We start from the raw sequence: 21241 nt of genomic DNA, 5'->3' as shown, positions 1-21241 counted from the left end.
CAGGTTCAATGCACCCGGCTGTGGGGCAAGCTCTGCAGCGTTGACAGGACGCTGGCGAGGTGCTCGTGCATGGCGCGGCTGGCGGCATCGCTGTCGCGGGCGGCGATCGCGTTGACCACGGCGATGTGCTGGTTCACCGACACGGACGGCCGGCCGGGCTGGAGGGCCAGCACGAACTGGTGACGGACCATCTGCGCCCGCATCTGCTCGAGGAGCCGGGCGCAAGTGGGGTTGGCGGCGATGGTTCGTATCTGGGAGTGCAGTTTGGCGTTGAGCCCGCTGTAGGTCATCATCGCCCCCTCGTCCACGGCCCGACGCATAGCGGCCGTCGTCTCCTGCAGAGCGACGATCTCTTCGTCGCTGGCCAGCTCGGCCGCGCGAGCGGCGCAGAAGCCCTCCAGCACCGCCCTCACCTGAGTGATCTCGATGGCTTCGGGAATCGACACCGCACGCACACTCGCGCCGCGGTTGCGCTGCAGCTCGACCAGACCCTCGAACGCCAGTTGCTGCAGGGCCACCCGAGCGGAGAATCGGCTGGCGGAAAACCGCTTGGAGAGTTCCGCTTCCACCAGCCGTTCGCGGGGCGCGTACTCGCCCTCGAGGATGGCCCGGCGGATGGCTTCCACCACCTCCGACGTCGGGTCGTTAGCGGCATCACCGTTACCAGGTGCGGTGTCTTCGGGGGCGGCGGGTACCTGCTGGGCGGCGTCTTTCATCACGAATCCGCCGTGGTCTGCAAGAGGTCGCCCAATAGCGCGGCACTGGCCGCGCTCATGTGAGGAGCTATACCCAAGTCGCGCAGGAGCTCGGCGGCGGCGCGCATCTCTTCGCTGCGCCTACGGGCGTGGCGGTAAGTCCCGGTCTCCAAGCGCACCAACGTCTCGGCTGTCGCCTGTTCTAGTTCCTCGGAAATGTGGGCTCTGAGCCATTGCTCCTGGCCGGTCCGCCGAGCGGCGGCTAGGGCTTCCACCGCCGAGGCGGCCATTCCCTTGTAGAACACACTGCGCAGGAGCTTACGGGCAGCGGCTACGCCGGCCGCGCCCTGTAGTACCTCGATGTTCGCTCCGAGCGGCGTCAGCAGCGCTGAGTAACCGCTGGCGCCGTGCCCGGACGCAAGCATCGGGGTTCGCAATCCCCGCCCGGGCACCGGTGACATCAGCGCCACGTCGGCAAATGACCGGCGGTGGTCGGCGGCCAGGGCGGCGAGTCGCTCCTTGAGGCGAGGCGAACCGGTGTTCAGGTCGGCCCACACAGCGACGGGTGGCAGAGCTTCCACCCCGGCCCGGAGGGCGTCGAGGGCGTCGTGGGCACTGTTGACGCTCAGCACCAGGTCGGCTCCCGTGGAGGCTTCGGCCTCGCTGGAGCAGGCGATCAGGCCCGGTCCCGGACGGACCCGGGGATCGTAGCCACGCACCGTGGCACCGGCTGCCACCAGTCCACCAGCAATCTCGCTGCCCGCCTCACCCAAACCCAGCACCGCCACGATGGGCCCGGCTGCTGCGCGCGACGTGCCGGGACTAGGGGCCGATACGGGCCCGGCTGGCGTCGACTCTTCCATGGGTCCCCCTTGGTAGTTCGCCGACGAGCGTACCGGCGAGATGCCAATCATATTATCGACAGAACTGTTGACAATCCTGTCAGCGACTCCTAGGGTGACCAACCGGGGGGACGAGAACGTCACCGGCTTCCGGAGCATCCCGTCTCGCTCTGATCTCTCGAGGAGCGATAGGAACTAGATGACTGACGAAGGACATCCGCGTCCGAGCGAACGCGCCCGCAACCTGGTGACGGGGGCCGTGGACCTGCACGTGCACGTGGCGCCTGACGTAATGCGCCGCCGAGTGACCGACTTCGACCTCGCCAAACGCCACCGGGAGGAGGGCTTGGGCGGCTTCGTGCTCAAGTCCCATTACGTCCCAACCGCCGAGCGAGCCGCCACGGTACGCAGTGCGGTTCCCGGTGTTGCTGTCTACGGCGCCATTACATTGAACGGGTCGGTGGGCGGCATCAATCCGGTGGCGGTCGAGATTGCCGCTCGGGAAGGCGCCCGCATCGTGTGGATGCCGACCGTGGATAGCCACAACCAAAGAACCTGCACCGCAGCAGACCCGGAAGGGGCCAAGCCTCCGATGTGGGCCCAGCTGCAATCCGAATTGCTCGAGCGCGGCATCGCCGCCTCCCCCGTATCGGTGGTCGACGAGGGCGGCGAGGTGCTTCCCGAGGTCATCAGCGTGCTGCAGATCATGGCCCGCTACGACCTTGCTCTCGGCACCGGCCACCTCAGCCGGGACGAGATCATGTCGGTCGTCCGAGCCGCCAACGAAGCGGGCGTGCAACGGATCATCGTCACCCACCCGGAATTCACCAGCCAGCGCCTGTCTGGTCACGACCAGCGGGAGCTCGCCGAGCGGGGAGCCTTCTTGGAAAGGTGCTTCACCACCCCCTACACCGGCAAGGTGGAGTGGGCCGAGATGATCGCCAACATCCGCACCTCCGGGGTAGCCAGCTCCTTCCTCTCCAGCGACCTGGGCCAGCCGTTCAACCCGCCGGTGGAAGACGGCTTGGCGTTGATGGCCGACCACCTGCTCGGGGCGGGCTTCGACGAGGACGAGGTGCATCTGATGACAGTGGAGAACCCGACCAGGCTCATAACCCCGAAGGAGGCGGCGTGAGCGGGGTCCGTCTGCTGGTAGTAGGAGCCCACAGCGCAGATTTCGTGTGGCGGGCCGGCGGGGTCGTCGCCAACAACACCTCGGCCGGTGGAACCTCCGTGGTCGTCGCCCTCTCGTTTGGCGAACGGGGCGAGTCCGGGGAATTGTGGAAGCTTCCCGAGCAGACCGAGCAGCAGGTCAAGGACATTCGCCGGTCGGAAGCCGAGAAGGCGGCTGCCCTCGTCGGCGCCGAGTTGGTGTGCATGGACCTGGGCGACTACCCGCTGGTGGTCGACGACGCGGCCCTCGAACGGCTGCGGGACGTGATCCGGCGACTGCGACCGGAGGTGGTGATCACCCACCCCGCGGTTGACCCGTTCAACCCCGACCACCCGGTGGCCCACGAGGCCACCCGCCGGGCGCGCCTGCTCAGCTCCGGTGCGGGAGTGGCGAGCGCGTTCGAGACAGTGCCGCCTTCGCAGTTCTTCCTGTTCGAGCCGCACCAGCCGGAGCTTTGCGGGTTCATCCCCACCACGTTCGTGGACATCACCGCCAGCTTCGAGACCAAACGTCGAGCCATGGAGGCCATGGAAGCCCAGAAGTACCTGCAGCAGTACTACACGGAGCGCGCCGGGCACCGCGGCAATCACGCCCGCAAGGTAACCGGGGACAGCAGCATCGGCTACGCCGAGGCGTTCCAGCGGATCACCCCTCAAGTGGTGAGCCTCCTGTGACCCTCGCGTCCCGGAGCAAAGAACTGGCCGCTCTGGGGGTGGCCACGTGCTACGAGGCCGCCGGACGAGTCGGGCTGCTGGACATTCCATTAACCGCATTGCTACCCGGACAGTCGGTCGCCGGGCCGGCCCGCATCGCGGCCTGCGGTCAGGGAGACAACAGGGCGGTGCACGAGCTGATAGCCCGTGTCGAGCCTGGTGACGTGATGGTCTTGCGCATGCCCCGACCGGAGCCGGTGGCCCTCTTCGGAGAGCTTTTGGCCACGCAGGCCCAGCACAGCGGTGCCGCCGGGGTGCTCGTGGATGCGGCGGTGCGTGACGTGGACAGGCTGCGCGAGTTGGGCCTACCTGTATGGACCCGGTTCGTGTCAGCTCGCGGCGCGGTCAAGGCGGCCCGAGGCGCCATTGACGTGCCCGTCGCCCTCGGCGGCTGCGTGGTCGGGCCAGGTGACTGGCTCGTCCTCGACTCCGACGGCGGTTGGACGATGCCCGATCAAGACATAGAAACCCTGATGACCAAGGCCCGCTCCCGGGTCGACAAGGAGAACGGCCTGCTCGACAAGTACAAGACCGGCCAGCTGAGCTATGACCTGTACGGTCTGCGCGACGAGGACGAGAAGCATGCCGCCCGTCCTTGAAGCCCGCCAGGTCGCCAAATTGTTCGCCAAGGACAACCACCGGATCGTGGCACTCGAGTCCTGCGACCTGGTAGTCAAGGAGGGCACCTTCGTGGCCCTGCTCGGCCGCAGCGGCTGCGGCAAGTCGACGCTGCTCAACCTGTTCGCCGGACTCAGCCGGCCCAGCTCCGGGCAGATCCTCCTACGGGGAGCGGCGCTCAGCGGGCCGTGCCCGGGCGTTGGCTACCTGACGCAGTCCGACACCTTGATGCCGTGGCGGAAGCTACACCGCAACATAGAACTGCCGCTGGAACTGCGGGGAGTCGAGCGTGCGGAGCGCAAGCGCCGCTCCGACCAGCTGATCGAAATGGTCGGCCTGAAAGGCCACGAGGGTCACTACCCTCGCGAGCTGTCAGGCGGCATGCGCCGCCGCGCTTCCCTGGCCAGGATGCTCATCTCTGATCCCGGTCTGCTGCTCCTCGACGAACCGTTCGGAGCGCTGGATGCTCAGCTGCGAGCCGAGATGCAGGCGGAGCTCCTCCGTCTCTGGCAAGGCAGCGGCCGCAGCGTGGTGTTTGTGACCCACGACATCGAGGAGGCCCTCGTCCTCGGCGACCGAGTGGTGGTACTCGGCGAGCGAGGCCAGGTGCGCCTGGACGTGGCGGTCCCCTTGGAGCGGCCCCGCGACCTGGACGACATAAGAGTCGACCCCGACTTCGTAAACATGCACCGCCAGCTGAACCGCGCTCTGAAAGGAGGACGCGATGACGTCATTCCTGCAACATGAGCCGAGCCGAGCCATCGGCGCCCCTCTGCAGATAACAGAGGCGCTCAGCTGGCGCCAGCGTCACGGCCAGAAGGTCTTGATTTTCGCCGCTCGCCTCGGGGTTCTGGCCGCAGCAATCATCGGCTGGCAGCTGATGGCCGGCCATCTAATAAGTCTCCTGTTCGTCAGCAAGCCGACTCTGGTGTGGCATCAGCTGGTGGTCTGGGCCGATGCCGGAACGCTCTGGAGTAACAGTTGGATTACCATAAAGGAGATATTGCTCGGCTACGTCCTGGGAGCAGCCGCAGGAGTGCTGGTTGGTTTCGGCCTGTCTTCCCTTCGGGCGCTCTCATCGGTGCTGGACCCGTTCATCATGGCCCTTTATGCCGTCCCCAAGGTGGCATTGGCCCCGCTGTTTATAGTGTGGTTTGGGATTGGTCTGCAGATGAAGGTAATCCTGGCCGCCACCACCGTGTTCTTCCTGGTGTTCATAAACACCGCGGCCGGCATCAAGCAGGTTGACACCGGACTAATCGACGCAGTCCGCCTGATGGGTGGCTCCAGGGCGCAGCTGATCCGCAAGGTCATCCTGCCGGCCAGCATGTCGGGGGTCCTGACTGGGCTGCGGGTGGCTATTCCATACGCACTGATAGGCGCGGTTATCGGTGAGCTGGTCGCATCGAATAAGGGCCTCGGCTATTTGATCAACGATTCGGCCTCGACTCTCAACACCGCCGGCGTGTTCGCGGCACTTGTCACCTTGACGGTGATCGCCGCCATCTTGAACGCACTGGTCAACATCCTCGGACGCTGGACGGATCGCTGGCGACCGGCCGACGACGAACACTGACAACCAGCGCGCTGCGCCGGTTTAGCTCCGCCATCTAAACCACAATCACAGGGGGATCTTCCATGTCCAACCACGCTCGTCTTCGCGGCGCTTCCCTGGCGGGCGGCTTGGCGCTTATCGCTGCGTCCGTCGGCGCTTGCGGGTCGTCGTCCACCGCTTCCACAACGGGCACCAACGTGACCTCCAAGGGCACCAATCCTCCTGTGCAGACCCTCAACGTGGGCCAAATCAGCAAGTCGGTCGCGTTCTTCCCGGTGTACGTAGCCCAAAAGGAGGGCTACTTCAGTGCCGAACACCTGACGGTCCCTAACCCGCCGCTGCTCGGCACCGGCGCAAAAGTGGCCGCCGCTCTGGTCGGCGGGAGCATCGACGTGGGAGCGGGGGTGATGACCGACGCGTTCAACCTCGCCAACGCCGGGCAGAGCCCGAAGCTGATCGCGGACCTGGTGAACTCCTACTACGTCGACATCATCGTGGGAACGAATTTCGCAGGCGCCCCGGCCACCGCCCCGGTGGACTCCCGCATCCAGGCGCTGGTCGGCAAGAAGATCGGGATCACCGGTCCCGGCAGCGGCACCCAAGCGCTCATCGACTACCTCTTCCATCTGATCGGCAAAGACGCCTCCACCCAGGCCACCCTGGTGAACCTGGGGTCGAGCAACAGCGCGGCGGTCGACGCTTTGAAGAGCCATGAGGTGGACGCCTTGGCATTCTTCCAGCCGGTAGGTCAGCTGGCCGAGGCCCTCCACGTCGGTCAGATCTACATCTCCCCGACCAACGGTGATGTGCCTGGGCTAGCCGGCGCCACGAACGGCACGGTGTACACAACGGCCTCGAAGGCCTCGTCGAAGAAGCCGGCCATCGAGGCGTTCATCCGGGCCATCGCTGAGGCAGAACAGTACATCCACACCACCAGCGATTCGGCTCTCGTGCCAGTACTCCAGTCGTATGACACCGGGCTGTCGACCGCTGTCGCCACCTCCCTGGTCGGGGTCCTGAAGAGCGAAATCCCGGCGAGCCCCGCCTTCAACCAGGCCGGGTATCAAGCCGAGGTCAAGGTCAACACCGCCGGCGGTCTGGTCAAAACTGCCCCCAGCTACGGCTCGCTGGTAGATACCTCGCTCATCCAGTCAGCTCTGGGCTCACAAGGCTGACCGGTGCAGGTGTTCAGGGCGTGAGGGCTGGACCGGTCCCACGCTCGGCGAGCCTCAGCCCGACGCCAGGGACGAGACGAGGAGTCGCTTGAGCACCTTCCCCGCCGCGTTGCGCGGCAGGCTGTCGGCGAGGATCACCTGGGAGGGGACCTTGAACGCCGCCAGGTGGGCTGCGACCCACGCCCTCACCTCGGCCCGCTCCAGCCTGGCTCCGGGCCGGGCCACGACGGCCGCGGCGACCTCCTCCCCGAGCGTCCGATGCGCGACTCCGACGACCGCCGCCTCGACGATGTCGGGGTGGGCCAGGAGCACGTTTTCGATCTCGATGGGGTAGACGTTCTCGCCGCCGCGCACGATGAGCTCCGATCCTCTGCCGTCTAGGTACAGCAGTCCCCCGTCGATGTGGCCCCACTCCCCGGTCCGGTACCAACGGTCGGCGTCGAGCGCCCGGTCCGTCGCCTCCTGGTCAGCCCAGTAGCCGACCATGGTCGCCGGGCCCCGCAGGCAGATCTGGCCGACCTCTCCGTCGGGCAGCGGCCGGCCGTCGAGGCCGACCACCCGGATCTCGCTGCCCGGCCCCGGTCGGCCTAGCGAGTCGGGGTGCTCGTCGGCGTCGGTGCCGTCGAGGTGGGTGCCAGACCCGCAGGTCTCCGACATCCCGTACCCGGTGGCCATGCGCACGCCCGGCCCCAGGCGACGCCGGACCTGCCGCCACAGCTCGGGGTCGAAGGTCGCGCCGCCGCCGCCGATGCGAGTCAGGCTGGACAGGTCGAACGAATCGAGCTCAGGGCACTCGAGCAGGCGCCACAGCTGCGTCGGCACGAGCGACCAAGCGGTGGCTCGGTACCCCTCGGTCAAGCGGAGGTGGGTTCGCTCGTCCCACCGTCCCGGTGGCGGGTACACGTAAGTAGCCCCCGTGTAGGCGCCGCCGATCACCTGGGTCGTGAAGCCCGAGACGTGGAACATCGGGGAGACCCCGACCGTCACGTTCGCCGCCGGTGGCCGGAGACGACCGGCGGCAAGTGCCTTGGCCCCCTGCAGGCTGGCTTGCATCACCATATGGACGTGGGCTCGGTGGGACAGCACCACACCTTTGGGCCGCCCGGAGGTGCCGCTCGTGAACAGGATGGCGAGCGGGTCGTCCTCGCCGACGACCGCCGGGTCCACGTCGATCGGCGGGTGACCCTCTAGCGCCGGGAGCTGGTCTTCCATCGACAGGAGCGGGCAGCCGACCCGGGCCGGGTCGAGGCGCTCGAGACGGCGACGGTCGCCGACCACCACCACGGGCTCGGTCAGCGCGATAGCGGCGTGCATTTCCTCCCCGGTCCACCAGCCGTTCAGCTCGACCACGACCCCGCCGAGCATGGCGACCGCCCACGCGGTCAGAGGCTGCCCCACGACGTTGGCGGCCGCGATGGCGACCCGGTCGCCCGGACCCACGCCGTAGCGATCCCTGAGCGCGCCGGCGATCGACCGGGCGGCGGTGGCCAGGCCGGCGAAACTCAACGACCGGGCCGGAAATACCAGGAACGGTCGCTCCCCGAACCGTTCGGTGGCGTCCAGAAGCATCTCCGCCACCGACCGGGGGCGCCGGGCGAACCCCCGCACGGTTGTGCCGAGCACCTCCAGGTCGACCATCTCGAAGACCGCCCCAGGGCCGGTCAGCCGGGCCCGGTCCTCCTCTTCTAGCTCCTCGTCCTCGGCCCACCGAAGGGTCGTCGCCGTCGCCGCCTTGGGTGTGGACACGCCTTCGACCACCGGCTCAACGCCCGCCCGCAGCGACGCCCAACCGCTCGTAGCGGCCCCTGAAGTACACCAGCGGGCCGCCCACCACCCCCACTGCGCCTGCGTGCACTCGGGCCACCGCTATCAAGTGGTCGCCTCCGTCGTGGACGTCCTCGAGGGTGCAGTCGATCCAACCGAGAGCGGCATCGAGGTGGGGCGCGCCGCCCGGCGCCGCCGTCCACTGGACACCGGCGAACTTGTCCGCACTCGAGCGGCCGAACGCCTGCCCCACGTGCTCCTGGCCTTCGTGGAGAATGTTGACCGCCAGATGACCGGCGGCGCGCAGCCGAGGCCAGGTCCTCGAGCTTCGGGCCACGCAGAACAGCACCAGCGGAGGGTCGAGCGACAGCGACGAGAACGACTGGCAGGTAATGCCGACGGGCTCGCCTTGGTGGAACGCGGTCACCACGACGACACCGGACGCGAAGTGGCCGAGCATGTCCCGGAACCCGGCCTCTGAGCCCACCTCTATGCGGGTGGGGCAGACCGGGAGGTTCGACGTGGCGCTCGCAGATGCCATGACCCCAAGGATGGAGGCCGCACCCGCCGCGGCCAACCGTGCCGTCCCGCCTGACGGGACGCGCAGCTTCGTCGCCGTTGTCCGCTTACGGGGAACGTGTTCTACTCGTCCCGTGGAGGCCAACCTGGCAGACATCTTCGAGCTCGCCGTCGACACCTTCCCCGACCGGGAGTACCTCGTCACCGAGCACGGGCGGAGGACCTACAGGGAGATGGACCGCCGAGCCAACCGGCTGGCCCACTTCCTCGCCGACAACGGCATCGGCCCCGGCGACCATGTCGGTATCTACGCCTACAACTGCCTGGAGTGGGTGGAGACGCTCTGGGCGGTGTTCAAGCTGCGGGCTGTGTGGGTGAACGTCAACTACCGGTACGTGGCTGGCGAGCTTCGCCACATCTTCTCCAACGCTGATCTCGACGCCCTGGTGTACGCCCGTCGATTCGGGCCCCGGGTCGCAGAGGTCACCGACGTGCTCGGCGATGTCGGCCTGATCCGCATCGAGGACGGCAGCGGAATCGAAGACCCGGTCACCCCAACCGCCGACTACGAGGCGGCCCTGGCTGCCGGCTCCGATGCCCGCGGCTTCCCCGCCCGTTCCGGCGACGACCATTACATTCTCTACACCGGCGGCACTACCGGCCTGCCGAAGGGCGTTGTGTGGCGCCACGAGGACGTGTTCTACGCCCTCGGCGGCGGGCTGAACCCGATGACCAACGTGCGCTACTCGAGCCCCGCCGAGCTCGTCCAGGAGGCCGCCGAGCAGGGCCCGGTCACGTTCTTTCCGTTGGCACCGCTGATGCACGGCGCCAGCCAGTGGGGGGTGATGGGGCAGGCGTTCAAGGGCAACCGCGTCGTCCTCCTCGATCACTTCGACGCCACCGACATCTGGCGCATGGTCGAACGTGAGCGGGTGAACGTGTTGTTCATCACCGGTGATGCGATGGCCCGGCCGCTCATCGAGGCACTCGACGTTCCCGGCGCCGACCACGACACGTCGTCGCTGGTCGCGGTCACCTCGACCGCGGCGCTGTTCTCCCAGTCGGTGAAGGACCAGTTCTTCGATCGCTTCCCCACGATCGTCGTCACCGATTCCATCGGGTCGTCAGAAGGAGGCGCTCAGGGCGTCTCCTACGCGTCGGCCGGCCAGCGCATGAGCGGCGGGCCCACCGTGACCAGCCTCACCGGCACGCTGGTGATCGACGAGCACTTCCGGCCTGTGCCACCAGGCTCGGGGGTCATCGGCATGGTGGCCCGCACCGGGCACATCCCGCTCTGCTACTACAACGACCCGGTGAAGTCCGCCGCGACCTTCCCCGTCGTCGACGGGGTTCGCTACGCGATCCCGGGCGACTACGCCCGAGTCGAGGCGGACGGCACCGTGACCATGCTCGGGCGGGGATCGGTGAGCATCAACTCGGGAGGCGAGAAGATCTTCCCCGAGGAGGTCGAGACCGCGCTCAAGTCCCATCTCGGTGTCTGGGACGCGACTGTCATCGGTGTCCCCGACGAACGGTGGGGTGAGCGGGTCGCGGCCATCGTCCAGCTGCGCCCCGGGCACGCCGCGACCCTGCCGGAGCTGCAGGACCACCTCCGGGGTCACCTCGCCGGCTACAAGCTGCCACGCCAGCTGCACCTGGTCGAGGAGATCGTGCGCTCGCCGAGCGGAAAGCCGGACTACACCTGGGCCAAGAAGGTGGCGACCACCGGGCCCGCGACCGAGGTCAGCGCCCCAGCGCTCAAGGACTGAGCGAGCCCGAGTACCGGGCGCCCCAACGGCAAGACGCCCCAACGGCAAGACGCCCCGACAGCAAGACGCCCCGACGGCAAGACGCCCCGACAGCAAGGCGCCCCACGGCTGGACCCCAGATGGTGGCGCTACAACAGCCTGGGTTGCCCGGCGCGGTTGCCCGGAGCAGCTCTCAGACCGTGATGCCGCCGTCCATCGTGACCACGGCACCGGTCATGTAGTGGGCCTCAGCAGACGCCACGTAGGCGTACAGCGAGGCCAGGTCCTCTGGTTGGGCGAAGCCGAGTGGCGTCATGTACCGCGTCATCCTGGAGAGGTCGACGCCTTCGGGGGCGTCGGCGAAGCTGGCCAGGACCGGGGTGTCCACCCCTCCGGGGGCGATGGCGTTGACCCGTAGCCGGCGGTCGAGGTACTCGAGGGCGAGCGCCTTGGTGAGCATGAGCACGCCGCCCTTGGACGCGCAGTACGCGGCCTGATAGGGCTGCGCCTGCATCGCCGATGTCGACGCGGTGTTGATGATCACCCCGCCGCGGTCGACGAGATGGGGCAACGCGGCTTGGGCGACTAGGAACGTACCGGTCAGGTTCACGGCCAAGACCCGCTGCCACTCCTCAAGAGCCAGCTGCTCGGTCGGGCAGAACCGTCCGATCCCCGCGACGTTGCAGCACACGTCCAATCCGTCGAAGGCGTCTACCACCTCCTGTAGCGCGCCACGCACCGAGGGCTGGTCGGTCACATCAGCGATCACAGCGACGCTCGAGCCGCCGCTCGCGGCGATCTCGGCCGCAGTCTCCTTGACGGCGGGGGCGATGTCGAGGCATCCCACCGATGCGCCCTCCGCGGCCAGGCGGAGGGCGACAGCCCGGCCGATACCCGACGCCGCGCCGGTGACCAGCGCGACCTGGCCGGCGAAGCGGCCCGCGACGGGGGTCACCGGAAGGACACGGGGAGCTCTTTGATCCCGTTGATCCAGGCCGAACGGAGCCGCCTGGCGGTGCCGGCCGGACGGATGTTGGGCATGTGCTCGGCCACCGCGTTGAAGATCAGGTTGATCTCCAGCTTGGCCAGGTTGGCGCCCAGGCAGTAGTGGGGGCCGCCTCCGCCGAAGCCGACGTGCGGGTTGGGCGCGCGGGTCACGTCGAAGCGCTCCGGGTGCTCGAACACGTCGGTGTCGAAGTTGGCTGAGCTGTAGCACATCCCCACCCGCTGGCCGGCTTTGATGTCGACTCCGCCGAGCACCGTGTCGGTCATCGCGGTGCGCTGGAAGGTCATGACCGGAGTGGCCCAGCGAACGACCTCGTCGGCCGTCGTCTCCGGTCGCTCGCTGCGGTACAGCTCCCACTGGTCAGGGAACTGGAAGAACCCCATCATCCCGTGGGTGATCGCGTTGCGGGTGGTCTCGTTGCCTGCCACGGCGAGCAGCAGGACGAAGAAGGCGAACTCGTCGGGGGTCAGGCCCCGACCGTCGACGTCCGCCTGCATCAGCTTGGTCACCACGTCCTCTCGGGGGTTGCGCTCCCGGTCGGAACCCATCTCCATTGCGTAGTTGATCAGCTCGGCGGACGCGACCATCGGATCGATGTCGTATTCGGGGTCGTCGTAGCCGATCATCTGATTGGACCAGGTGAAGATGCGCGACCGGTCTTCTTGGGGCACGCCGATCAGCTCGGCGATGGCCTGGAGGGGAAGCTCGGACGCAACCATCGTGACGAAGTCGCCTTCGCCCTTCTCCTTCGCCTCGTGGACGATGCGCTCCGCGCGCGCCGCGAGCGCGTCGGAGATCTTGCGGATGGCCATCGGCGTGAAGCCCCGGGACACGATGCGCCGCAGCTTGGTGTGGTCGGGCGGGTCGGCGTTGAGCATGATCAGGCGCTGCATCTCGATCTCGTCGCGGGTGATCCCCGGGTCGAAGCGGACGATCGCAGTGTTGGCCCAACTGGAGTAGATCTCGGGTTTGAGCGAGACCTCCTTGACGTCGGCGTGGCGGGTCACCAGCCAGAACCCCTCGTCGTCGAAACCGCCGATCCGACGGGGCTGGGCGTTCCACCACACCGGGGCGGCGGCCCGCAGCGCAGCGAGCTGCTCGAACGGGACCTCCGTCTTGATGCGATCGGGATCGGTGACGTCGAATCCTTCGGGCACAACTGACGGCGGCATAGCGATCTCCCCTTGTGGCTGAACCGACGGCAGCACAATACTAGATCACGTTCTCATCTCCTCGCTACGAGCAGGTCGAAAATTGCCGTCCACACACCGCAGCCGGGGTATTCGCCGGCGTCGAAGTAGACTAGAACCTGATTCCAGGAGCGGGCCGCGGACTGCGCTGCACCGCAGATCCCCAGGGGAGGCTCACGCCGTGTCGCAACGCAGCAGCACCCGCTTGCTCGTGCCACCACTGCCGCACACCCTGTCGCCGGCCCAGCAGGACCGGCGGCAGCGGATCATCACCGCCAGCCTGGCGCTGCTGCGCCACCAGGATCACACCCAGATCCAGATGCGAGACGTAGCGATCGAAGCAGAGGTCGCCATCGGGACGGTGTACCGCTACTTCCAGTCCAAAGACCACCTCTTCGCGGAGGCGCTGGCGCTGTGGGCTCGGGACCTGCGGCGCAGCGTGGAGCGGCGTCCCCTTCGTGGCGCCACCAACGCGTCGCGGTTGAGCGACGTCTTGCAGCGGTCGATGCGGGCGTTCCAGGCGTGGCCGCAGCTGGCGAAGGTGGTGATGATGCTGGAGGCGTCGGATGACACCTTCGCCAGGGAGATCTTCACCCGCAACAGCGCTGCCAACCTGGCGGTCTACGCCGAGGCCCTGCGCGACCTGCCCGCCGACGTGGTGGTCGAAGTGGTACGCGTCGCGGCTGCGGTGTTCGACTTGCAGCTACGCCGCTGGGCGGTGGGGGTGCAGTCGATCGCTGAAGCCTATGACCGCATCGAGCGAGCCAGCCGGCTGATCCTCGAGTTCAGCGACGCCGGCGCCGCCACACCAGCCGGCGTTGCCACACCAGCCGGCGCCGCCAAGACCGCCGGCGCCGCCAAGACCGCCGGCGCCGCCAAGGCGACCGGGCCGGCGAGGAACGGGCGCAAGCCCACAGGGGGATCCGATGCCCGTACGAGCTGACCTCGGCGCCGACGGCGTCGCAGAGGTGATCGTCGAGTGCCCGCCGGTGAACGCCCTGCGAGTAGAGGACTGGTTCACCCTGGCCCGCCTGGTCCACGAGGCGGGCGAGGACCCCTCCGTGCGCGCCGTGGTGCTGCGGGCGGAGGGCCGGGGCTTCAACGCCGGGGTGGACATCAAGGAGATGCAGCAAACCGACGGCTTCGATGCGCTCGTCGGCGCCAACCGGGGCTGCTACGCCGCGTTCGCCTCCGTCTACGACTGCGCCGTCCCGGTGATCGCCGCGGTCCACGGGTTCTGCCTCGGCGGGGGGATCGGCCTGGCCGGCAACGCGGACGTCATCGTGGCGTCGGACGACGCCTACTTCGGTCTGCCCGAAGTCGACCGCGGGGCGCTCGGAGCGGCGACCCACCTGGCCCGGCTGGTACCGCAGCACAAGATGCGGGCGATGGTGTACACCGCCACCAACGCGACGGCGGCCGAGCTGCACGCGTGGGGCTCGGTGCTCGAGGTGGTCCCCAAAGACCAGCTGCGGTCCGCGGCCCTGCGGGTCGCCGCCAGCATCGCAGCCAAGTCGCCGCAGGTCATGCGGGCGGCCAAGGAGGCGCTCAACGGTATCGACACCCAGGACGTGAAGCGCTCCTACCGTTTCGAGCAGGGCTTCACCTTCGAGCTCAACTTGACCGGGGTGGCCGACGAGCACCGGGACGCCTTCGTCAAGGGCACGTCGCGATGAGATCGAAGATCATCGACGAGGAGGCGGTGGTCGCCCAGCTCGAGGACGGGATGTGCATCGGCATCGGAGGGTGGGGCAGCCGGCGCAAGCCGATGTCGATGGTCGCGGCGATCGCCCGCAGCTCGCTGCGGGACCTCACGGTGGTCAGCTTCGCCGGGCCCGACCTCGGCCTGCTGTGTGCAGCCGGCAAGGTAGCGCGGGCCGTCTACCCGTTCGCGTCGCTCGACTCGATACCGCTCGAGCCGCACTTCCGCCAGGCCCGCCAGGACGGGGCGATCCTCGACGAGCCGTGGGATGAGGGGATGTTCGTCCTCGCTCTCCAGGCGGCGGCGTGGCGGGTCCCGTTCCTGCCGACCAGGGTCGGGTTGGGCAGCGACCTGGTGCGGCTCAACCCCCGCCTGGCCCTGGTCCGCTCCCCTTTCGCCGACCACTCCGAGCTGGTCGCGGTGCCGGCGCTAACCCTCGACGCGGCGATCTGCCACCTCAACCGGGCCGACTCGCGGGGCAACGCCAGCTTTCTCGGGCCCGACCTGTACTTCGACGATCTGCTGCTGCGGGCCGCGCCGGCGCGACGGTTCGTATCCGTCGAGCGCATCGTCGCCACGCCGGACCTGCTGGCCGAGGCCGGGACCGAGCTGCGGCTGCGGATCGGGCGCATGATGGTCGACGGGGTCATCGAGCGGCCAGGCGGGGCGTGGTTCACGTCCTGCACACCCGACTACGAGCGCGACGAGCAGCTGCAGAAGACCTACGCGGCGAGCGCCGCCGACCGGGGGGCCTGGGAAGTCTTCCGCAAGGAGTGGATCGATGTGAGCAGCGAAGAGTTCGCAGCCAAGGTGGCCCGCTAGTGGGCGGCACCGAGGTCGCCGCGGCGACCAGAGCCGAGCAGTGCGTGGTGGCGCTGGCCGAATGCTTCCGGGGGGACGGCGAGATCGTCGCCAACCCGATCGGGACCGTGCCGATGATCGCCGGGCGGCTGGCTCGGGCCACCTTCGAGCCCGACTTGATGGTCACCGACGGCGAGGCCGCGTTGGTGGCCGGAGACGAGGCGTTCGGGTGGCCGTCGGGCAAGGTTGTCGAGTACTACAACCCGTACCGCTCGATGTTCGACATCGTGTGGTCCGGGCGACGCCACGTGGTGATGGGCGCGAGCCAGATCGATCCGTACGGCAACCAGAACTTCGCGGCGATCGGCGCCGACTACCAGCGACCAAAGGCCCAGTTGCTGGGGTTCCGGGGGGCGCCGGGCAACACCGTCAACCACGCGACCAGCTACTGGATCCCCGTGCACTCCCCCCGGGTCTTCGTGGAGAAGGTCGACGTCGTGAGCGGCGTCGGCTGGGACCGAGCGGCGGCCGCCGGGCGGGCCGCCACCGAGTACCTAGACCTGCGCCGGGTGGTCACCAACCTGGCGGTGCTCGACTTCGGTGGCCCCGAACACCGGATGCGCCTGGTCAGCGTCCACCCCGGCGTCGAGCCCGAGGAGGTCGCCGCCGCCACCGGGTTCCCGCTGGCCACCGCCCCGGAGGTCACCGTCACGAGGGCCCCGACAGCAGAGGACCTTCGGTTGATCCGCACGGTGATCGACCCAGACGGCCTTCGCGACAGGGAGGTCCGGTGACAGCCTCGGCCACCGTCCCGGCGATCGACTGGTTCACGAGCGGCGCCACCCCCGCGCTGCTGGGGCGACGCTGCGGCGCCTGCGGCACGTACCACTTCCCTCCCACCGCGGCGTGGTGCGCCAACCCGGCGTGCCGCTCCGACCGCCTCGAGACCGTCGAGCTGGCCCGGAGGGGAACGGTCTGGAGCTACACCGACGCCCGCTACCAGCCACCGCCGCCGTACCAGCCGCCCAGCGGGGAGCACGTGCCCTTCGCCATCGCCGCCGTCCGCCTGGAACGCGAGGGGCTGATCATCCTCGGCCAGGTGGCTTCGGGTTACGGGGTGGACGACCTGTCGGTGGGCACGACCGTAGAGGTGGTCACCGAAGTCCTCGAGCGGGTCGAGGGAGTGGACCGCACGGTGTGGAAGTGGCGTCCCGTCGCGCCACTGGGAGGTGGTGGAGCGTGAGCAACGGGGTAGCCGTCCTCGGGGTGGGCATGCACCCGTGGGGCAAGTGGGGCAGACCGTTCGTGGAGTACGGCGTCGCGGCGGCCAACGCGGCTCTCGACGACGCCGGCGTGGCCTGGCAGGACATCGACTTCGTGGTTGGAGGGGAGACGGTCCGAAACGGTTACGCGGGCTACGTCGCCGGTTCGACGATGGCCCGGGCGCTGGGCTGGAACGGCGCTCGGGTCGCGACGTGCTACGCGGCGTGCGCGTCGGGCGCGTCGGCGATCGAGGCGGCCCGCACGAGGATCCTCGCCGGCCTGTCCGACGTCGCGCTGGTCGTCGGCGCCGACACCACCCCCAAGGGGTTCCTGGCCCCCAACAGCGGGGAGCGCTGGGACGACCCGGACTGGCTGCGCTTCAAGCTGATCGGCGCCACCAACCCGGCGTTCTTCGGGCTCTACGCCCGGCGGCGCATCGACGCCTTCGGCGCGTCGTGCGAGGACTTCGCGGCGGTGAAGGCCAAGAACTCCCTTCACGGCCTGGCCAACCCGAACGCCCGGTACCGCAAGGCGGTGTCCGCGGAGGAGGTCCTGGCGTCGCCGGTAGTGGCCGACCCGCTGCGACTCCTCGACATCTGCGCCACTTCGGACGGGGCTGCTGCGGTGGTCCTGGCCTCCGACAGGGTGGCCCGGCGCCACACCACCCGGCCGGTGACCATCCGCTCGGTGTCGACGGTGACACCGCGCTTCCCCAACGTCGCTCTCGACCTGCCCGACATCGCCACCGATTCGGCGGCTGCGGTGGCCCCGCCCGAGACCGGGTTTCGGCCTTCGATCGCCGCGGCCGCCTACGAGGAGGCCGGCCTGGGACCCGGCGACCTCGACGTGGCGGAGGTCTACGACCTGTCCACCGCGTTGGAGTTGGACTGGTACGAGGACATCGGCCTGTGCGCGCCGGGTGAGGCCGAGAAGCTGCTGCGCGACGGCGCCACCAGCCTCGGCGGTCGGATACCGGTGAACCCCTCCGGCGGTCTGGCCTGCTTCGGTGAGGCGGTACCGGCGCAGGCGATCGCTCAGGTGTGCGAGATCACCTGGCAGCTGCGAGGGCAGGCGCCGGGCCGGCAGGTGGAGGGCGCAGCGGTCGGCCTGACCATCAACCAGGGGCTCTTCGGCCACGGTTCGTGCGTCGTGGTGAGCGCGTGAGCGGCGACCACCCCGCCGGTGACCACCCCGCCGGCGACCACGCGGCGGCTCGGCTGCACACGCCGATCTGCGACCTGCTCGGCGTCCGCTACCCGATCGTCCAGACCGGGATGGGATGGGTGGCCGGCGCCCGGCTGGCGGCGGCCACCTCGGCGGCTGGCGGTCTCGGCATCCTGGCGTCGGCGACCATGTCGGTCCCGGAGGTGGACCGGGCGGTGGCCAGCGTGCAAGAACGCACCGATGCGCCCTTCGGCGTCAACCTCCGCTCCGACCACGCCGACATCGACCGGATAGTCGGGATCATGATCCAGCGCGGGGTGCGCGTCGCCAGCTTCGCCCAGGCTCCCAACGCGGCGCTCATCGGCAGGCTGCGCGACGCCGGAGTGGTGACCATGCCCACCATCGCCGCGCCCCGCCACGCCGAGAAGGTGGCCGCCCTCGGCGTCGACGCAGTGATCGCGCAGGGCCACGAGGGCGGCGGCCACACCGGCGCCATCCCGACCAGCCTGCTGCTGCCCCAGGTGTGCCGCGTCGTCGACCTGCCGGTGCTCGGCGCCGGCGGCTTCTACGACGGGCGGGGGCTGGTGGCGGCTCTGGCCTGGGGCGCGGCGGGCATCGCGATGGGAACCCGATTTCTCCTTACCAAGGAGAGCACGGTCCCAGACGACGTGAAGGCTCGTTACCTGCAGGCCGGGCTGACCGACACGGTCGTGACGAAGGCCATCGACGGGGCGCCCCAACGGGTGATCAAGACCGCGCTGGTCGACGGCCTCGGCGACCGGCCCGGATTCGGGGCGGCCGCTCGGGCGGTCCGCAACGCGCTGGCGTTGCGCCGGCTGACCTCCACGCCGCTGCCGGCGCTGTTCAGGGAAGGGCTGGCCATGAAACGCAACGGCGACCTGAGCTGGGCGCAGGTGGCGATGGCCGCCAACGCCCCCATGCTGACGAAGGCTGCGCTGGTGGACGGCCGGCTGGATGCCGGCGTCCTCCCGACCGGCCAGGTCGTCGGGGCGCTGCGGGAGCTGCCGACCGTGGCGGAGGTCGTCGGATCGATCGTCGCCGAAGCAGAGGCAACGCTCGAGCGGCTCGGGGGCCCGGCTCGCGTCGCGCTTTGAACGTCGCCTCGACCGCTTCGCTCAGAGCCGCTCGATGATCGTGACGTTGGCTTGGCCGCCGCCCTCGCACATCGTCTGCAGGCCGTAGCGACCGCCGCTTCGTTCCAGCTCGCCGAGCAGGGTCGTCATCAGCCGGGCACCGGTCGCGCCGAGAGGGTGGCCGAGGGCGATGGCGCCGCCATTGGGGTTGACCACCGCCGGGTCGGCGCCGGTCTCGGCCAGCCACGCCATCACGACCGAGGCGAACGCCTCGTTGATCTCGACCACGTCGATGTCGCCCATCGACAGCCCGCTGCGCTGGAGGGCGTGGGCGGTGGCGCGGATGGGGGCGGTCAGCATCCACACCGGGTCGTCCCCACGAACGCTCAGGTGGTGGATGCGGGCCCTGGGCACCAGCGCGTGGTCTCGCAGTCCTCGCTCGTTGACGACGAGCAAGGCGGCGGCCGCGTCGGAGATCTGGCTGGACAGCGCCGCGGTCAGGCGCCCGTCGGCGGTGAGCGGCGGCAGGGAGCGCATCTTGGCGGTCGACGAGGGATCCATCCGGCGGGGCCCCTCGTCGGCGCTGACCCCGCCGACGGCGACGATCTCCCCCTCGAAGCGGCCGGCGTCGGTCGCTTCGACCGCCCTCCGGTGCGACTCGAGGGCGAAGGCCTCCATGGCGTCCCGGCTCAGATCCCACTTCTCGGCGATCATCTCCGCGGCCCGGAACTGCGAGACCTCCTGCGTGCCGTAGCGGTTGCGCCAACCGACCGAGCCGGTGAAGGGGTCGGGGAAACCGAGCGGGGCGCCGGCGAGCATCGCGGTGCTGATCGGCACTGCGCTCATGTGCTGCACGCCTCCGGCCACGATCACATCCGAAGTGCCGCTCATCACCGCCTGCGCCGCGAAGTGGAGGGCCTGCTGCGAGGAGCCGCACTGACGGTCGACCGTCGTTCCGGGCACCTCGTCGGGGAGGCCGGCCGCCAGCCAGCAAGTGCGGGCGATGTCGCCGGCCTGGGGGCCGACGGTGTCGACGCACCCGAAGACGACGTCTTCCACCGCGGCGGGGTCGATGCCGGTGCGCTCCATCAGGGCCGAGAGGGCGGCGGCTCCCAGATCGGCGGGATGGACGCCGGCGAGCCCGCCTCCCCGGCGGCCGACCGGGGTGCGGACGGCGTCGACGATGTAGGCCTCGGGCCCGGGACTGGTCATGGCACGCTCCATGTTCTTGGGGTTGCGGTCACAGCTGCAGAGCTGCGGCGATGCGGTCGCGGTGCCAGCGGGCGGTTCCGTGGCTGGCCGCCAGGCACCAGGTCCGCTTCAGCCACAGGTGAAGGGGATGCTGGTCGGTGTAGCCCATGGCGCCGTGCGCCTGCAGGGCCGCCCTGGCGGTGGCGGTGGCCGCGTCGGAGGCCATCGCCTTGGCCAGCGACGCGGCGCGGGGCAGGTCCGGCGAGGCGGTGTCGAGGGCGTGGGCCGCGGCCCACACCGGCGGCGCGGCGAGCTCGAGGAGGAGTAGAGCGTCGGCCAGGCGGTGCTTGACCGCCTGGAAGCTGCCGATCGGCCGGCCGAACTGCTGGCGGTCCTTCACGTAGGCGACGGTCTGGTCGAGCATCCCCCGGCCCAGCCCGAGCAGCGTGGCGGCCGCCGCCGCGGCGCCGCGCTCGACCATGCCGGGGCCGCGCCCCTCGAGGACGATCCCGGGGCCGGCCGGAGTGACCGTCGCCAGGTCGCGGGTCCGGTCTACCGAGTCGAGCCGCTCGAGGGTCACCTCGTCGCGCCGGTACAGGACCGGGTCGGGACCGACGAGGAACCAGCCGGCCCGGCTGGCGCCGGGCGCCACGCCGCAGGGGGCGACCGCGACCCGTTCGTCGTCGAGGGCGACGCGCTCGAGGATGCCGGTGGGGTCGCCGGCCGAGGCGAGCAGCGGGACGGCCAGCGCGATGGTCTCGGTCAAGGGAAGCGGCGCGGCCGCCCGGCCGGCCTCGGCCAGCACCGCGGCGGCGGCCACCATCGACAGGCCGGCGCCCCCAGCGCCGGCGGGGGCCAGCATCCCGAGGACACCCATCTCGCCCAGCGAGCGGGCCAGGTCGTCGGCGGGCCCTTGGCCGCCGGCGTTGAACGCGGCTTGGACCAGCTCCGGCGGGCATTCCTTGGTCAAAAACGACGCCACCGCGGCGCTGACCTCGAGGGCGTCGTCGTCGAGGGCGAATCGCAT

General features: G+C 69.5%; 22 protein-coding genes. 14 read left to right on the top strand and 8 right to left on the bottom strand.

Translation table 11 applies throughout. From position 1 onward, the window contains the following. Positions 1–5: 5 nt before the first annotated feature. Both K6U06_RS07585 and K6U06_RS07580 read right to left on the bottom strand, forming a co-directional pair. Entirely contained in the window at positions 6–716 is a 711-nt protein-coding gene (locus K6U06_RS07585) for a GntR family transcriptional regulator (protein ID WP_262321305.1), read from the bottom strand. Beyond that, the gene (locus K6U06_RS07580) at positions 716–1483 is read right to left on the bottom strand and encodes an NAD(P)-dependent oxidoreductase (protein ID WP_262321304.1); all 768 of its coding nucleotides are present in this window, start codon (positions 1481–1483) and stop codon (positions 716–718) included. The genes K6U06_RS07585 and K6U06_RS07580 overlap by 1 nt, the downstream gene beginning before the upstream one ends. A 253-nt stretch (positions 1484–1736) precedes the next feature. On the opposite strand from K6U06_RS07580, the gene K6U06_RS07575 reads away from it, so the two are divergent. The 6 genes from K6U06_RS07575 to K6U06_RS07550 all read left to right on the top strand — a co-directional run bounded on the left by K6U06_RS07575 (position 1737) and on the right by K6U06_RS07550 (position 6772). Beyond that, on the top strand, positions 1737–2672 hold the full coding sequence (locus K6U06_RS07575) for a DUF6282 family protein (protein WP_262321303.1): 936 nt from the start codon (positions 1737–1739) through the stop codon (positions 2670–2672). Beyond that, positions 2669–3385 carry a PIG-L deacetylase family protein gene (locus K6U06_RS07570; protein ID WP_262321302.1) on the top strand — a complete coding sequence of 239 codons (717 nt, stop codon included), beginning with the start codon at positions 2669–2671 and terminating at the stop codon, positions 3383–3385. The genes K6U06_RS07575 and K6U06_RS07570 overlap by 4 nt, the downstream gene beginning before the upstream one ends. Then, positions 3382–4023 (top strand): RraA family protein, encoded by a 642-nt coding sequence (locus tag K6U06_RS07565; RefSeq protein ID WP_262321301.1) that lies wholly within the window; start codon positions 3382–3384, stop codon positions 4021–4023. The genes K6U06_RS07570 and K6U06_RS07565 overlap by 4 nt, the downstream gene beginning before the upstream one ends. Continuing rightward, on the top strand, positions 4007–4789 hold the full coding sequence (locus K6U06_RS07560) for an ABC transporter ATP-binding protein (protein ID WP_262321300.1): 783 nt from the start codon (positions 4007–4009) through the stop codon (positions 4787–4789). Before K6U06_RS07565 ends, K6U06_RS07560 begins: the two co-directional genes overlap by 17 nt. Next, positions 4767–5618, top strand: coding sequence for an ABC transporter permease (locus K6U06_RS07555; protein WP_262321299.1), 852 nt, complete (start codon positions 4767–4769; stop codon positions 5616–5618). Before K6U06_RS07560 ends, K6U06_RS07555 begins: the two co-directional genes overlap by 23 nt. A 62-nt stretch (positions 5619–5680) precedes the next feature. Beyond that, on the top strand, positions 5681–6772 hold the full coding sequence (locus K6U06_RS07550; protein WP_262321298.1) for an ABC transporter substrate-binding protein: 1092 nt from the start codon (positions 5681–5683) through the stop codon (positions 6770–6772). Positions 6773–6826: 54 nt separating this feature from the next. On the opposite strand, the gene K6U06_RS07545 is transcribed toward K6U06_RS07550, so the two are convergent. Together K6U06_RS07545 and K6U06_RS07540 are read right to left on the bottom strand one after the other, a co-directional pair. Beyond that, positions 6827–8518 carry a class I adenylate-forming enzyme family protein gene (locus K6U06_RS07545; RefSeq protein ID WP_262321297.1) on the bottom strand — a complete coding sequence of 564 codons (1692 nt, stop codon included), beginning with the start codon at positions 8516–8518 and terminating at the stop codon, positions 6827–6829. Positions 8519–8534: 16 nt separating this feature from the next. Continuing rightward, complete coding sequence (locus tag K6U06_RS07540; RefSeq protein ID WP_262321296.1) at positions 8535–9077, bottom strand: flavin reductase family protein; 543 nt, start codon at positions 9075–9077, stop codon at positions 8535–8537. A 112-nt stretch (positions 9078–9189) separates the two neighbouring features. Between K6U06_RS07540 and K6U06_RS07535 the strand changes: the two genes are divergently transcribed. Then, complete coding sequence (locus K6U06_RS07535; protein ID WP_262321295.1) at positions 9190–10824, top strand: acyl-CoA synthetase; 1635 nt, start codon at positions 9190–9192, stop codon at positions 10822–10824. Positions 10825–10996: 172 nt separating this feature from the next. On the opposite strand, the gene K6U06_RS07530 is transcribed toward K6U06_RS07535, so the two are convergent. Beyond that, on the bottom strand, positions 10997–11758 hold the full coding sequence (locus K6U06_RS07530) for an SDR family NAD(P)-dependent oxidoreductase (RefSeq protein ID WP_262321294.1): 762 nt from the start codon (positions 11756–11758) through the stop codon (positions 10997–10999). Continuing rightward, positions 11755–12981 carry a cytochrome P450 gene (locus K6U06_RS07525; protein ID WP_262321293.1) on the bottom strand — a complete coding sequence of 409 codons (1227 nt, stop codon included), beginning with the start codon at positions 12979–12981 and terminating at the stop codon, positions 11755–11757. The genes K6U06_RS07530 and K6U06_RS07525 overlap by 4 nt, the downstream gene beginning before the upstream one ends. A 199-nt stretch (positions 12982–13180) precedes the next feature. On the opposite strand from K6U06_RS07525, the gene K6U06_RS07520 reads away from it, so the two are divergent. From K6U06_RS07520 to K6U06_RS07490, 7 genes are read left to right on the top strand one after another with little or no spacing between them, the layout of a single operon-like run. Next, the gene (locus K6U06_RS07520) at positions 13181–13942 is read left to right on the top strand and encodes a TetR family transcriptional regulator (RefSeq protein WP_262321292.1); all 762 of its coding nucleotides are present in this window, start codon (positions 13181–13183) and stop codon (positions 13940–13942) included. Then, complete coding sequence (locus tag K6U06_RS07515; protein ID WP_262321291.1) at positions 13926–14675, top strand: enoyl-CoA hydratase family protein; 750 nt, start codon at positions 13926–13928, stop codon at positions 14673–14675. The genes K6U06_RS07520 and K6U06_RS07515 overlap by 17 nt, the downstream gene beginning before the upstream one ends. Next, positions 14672–15523 (top strand): CoA transferase subunit A, encoded by an 852-nt coding sequence (locus tag K6U06_RS07510; RefSeq protein WP_262321290.1) that lies wholly within the window; start codon positions 14672–14674, stop codon positions 15521–15523. Before K6U06_RS07515 ends, K6U06_RS07510 begins: the two co-directional genes overlap by 4 nt. Further along, entirely contained in the window at positions 15523–16296 is a 774-nt protein-coding gene (locus K6U06_RS07505) for a CoA-transferase subunit beta (RefSeq protein ID WP_262321289.1), read from the top strand. Before K6U06_RS07510 ends, K6U06_RS07505 begins: the two co-directional genes overlap by 1 nt. Beyond that, complete coding sequence (locus K6U06_RS07500) at positions 16293–16745, top strand: Zn-ribbon domain-containing OB-fold protein (protein WP_262321288.1); 453 nt, start codon at positions 16293–16295, stop codon at positions 16743–16745. The genes K6U06_RS07505 and K6U06_RS07500 overlap by 4 nt, the downstream gene beginning before the upstream one ends. Then, complete coding sequence (locus K6U06_RS07495) at positions 16742–17929, top strand: lipid-transfer protein (RefSeq protein ID WP_262321287.1); 1188 nt, start codon at positions 16742–16744, stop codon at positions 17927–17929. The genes K6U06_RS07500 and K6U06_RS07495 overlap by 4 nt, the downstream gene beginning before the upstream one ends. Continuing rightward, positions 17926–19044 (top strand): NAD(P)H-dependent flavin oxidoreductase, encoded by a 1119-nt coding sequence (locus tag K6U06_RS07490; RefSeq protein ID WP_262321286.1) that lies wholly within the window; start codon positions 17926–17928, stop codon positions 19042–19044. The genes K6U06_RS07495 and K6U06_RS07490 overlap by 4 nt, the downstream gene beginning before the upstream one ends. Positions 19045–19065: 21 nt before the next feature. Here K6U06_RS07490 and K6U06_RS07485 read toward each other — a convergent pair whose 3' ends face one another. Together K6U06_RS07485 and K6U06_RS07480 are read right to left on the bottom strand one after the other, a co-directional pair. Continuing rightward, positions 19066–20235, bottom strand: coding sequence for an acetyl-CoA C-acetyltransferase (locus K6U06_RS07485; protein ID WP_262321285.1), 1170 nt, complete (start codon positions 20233–20235; stop codon positions 19066–19068). A gap of 28 nt (positions 20236–20263) precedes the next feature. Beyond that, positions 20264–21241 (bottom strand): acyl-CoA dehydrogenase family protein, encoded by a 978-nt coding sequence (locus tag K6U06_RS07480; RefSeq protein WP_262321284.1) that lies wholly within the window; start codon positions 21239–21241, stop codon positions 20264–20266.

The organism is Acidiferrimicrobium sp. IK (genome assembly GCF_025499425.1).
Lineage (GTDB): Bacteria > Actinomycetota > Acidimicrobiia > Acidimicrobiales > Palsa-688 > Acidiferrimicrobium.
This window is presented reverse-complemented; position numbering and strand designations above follow the sequence as displayed.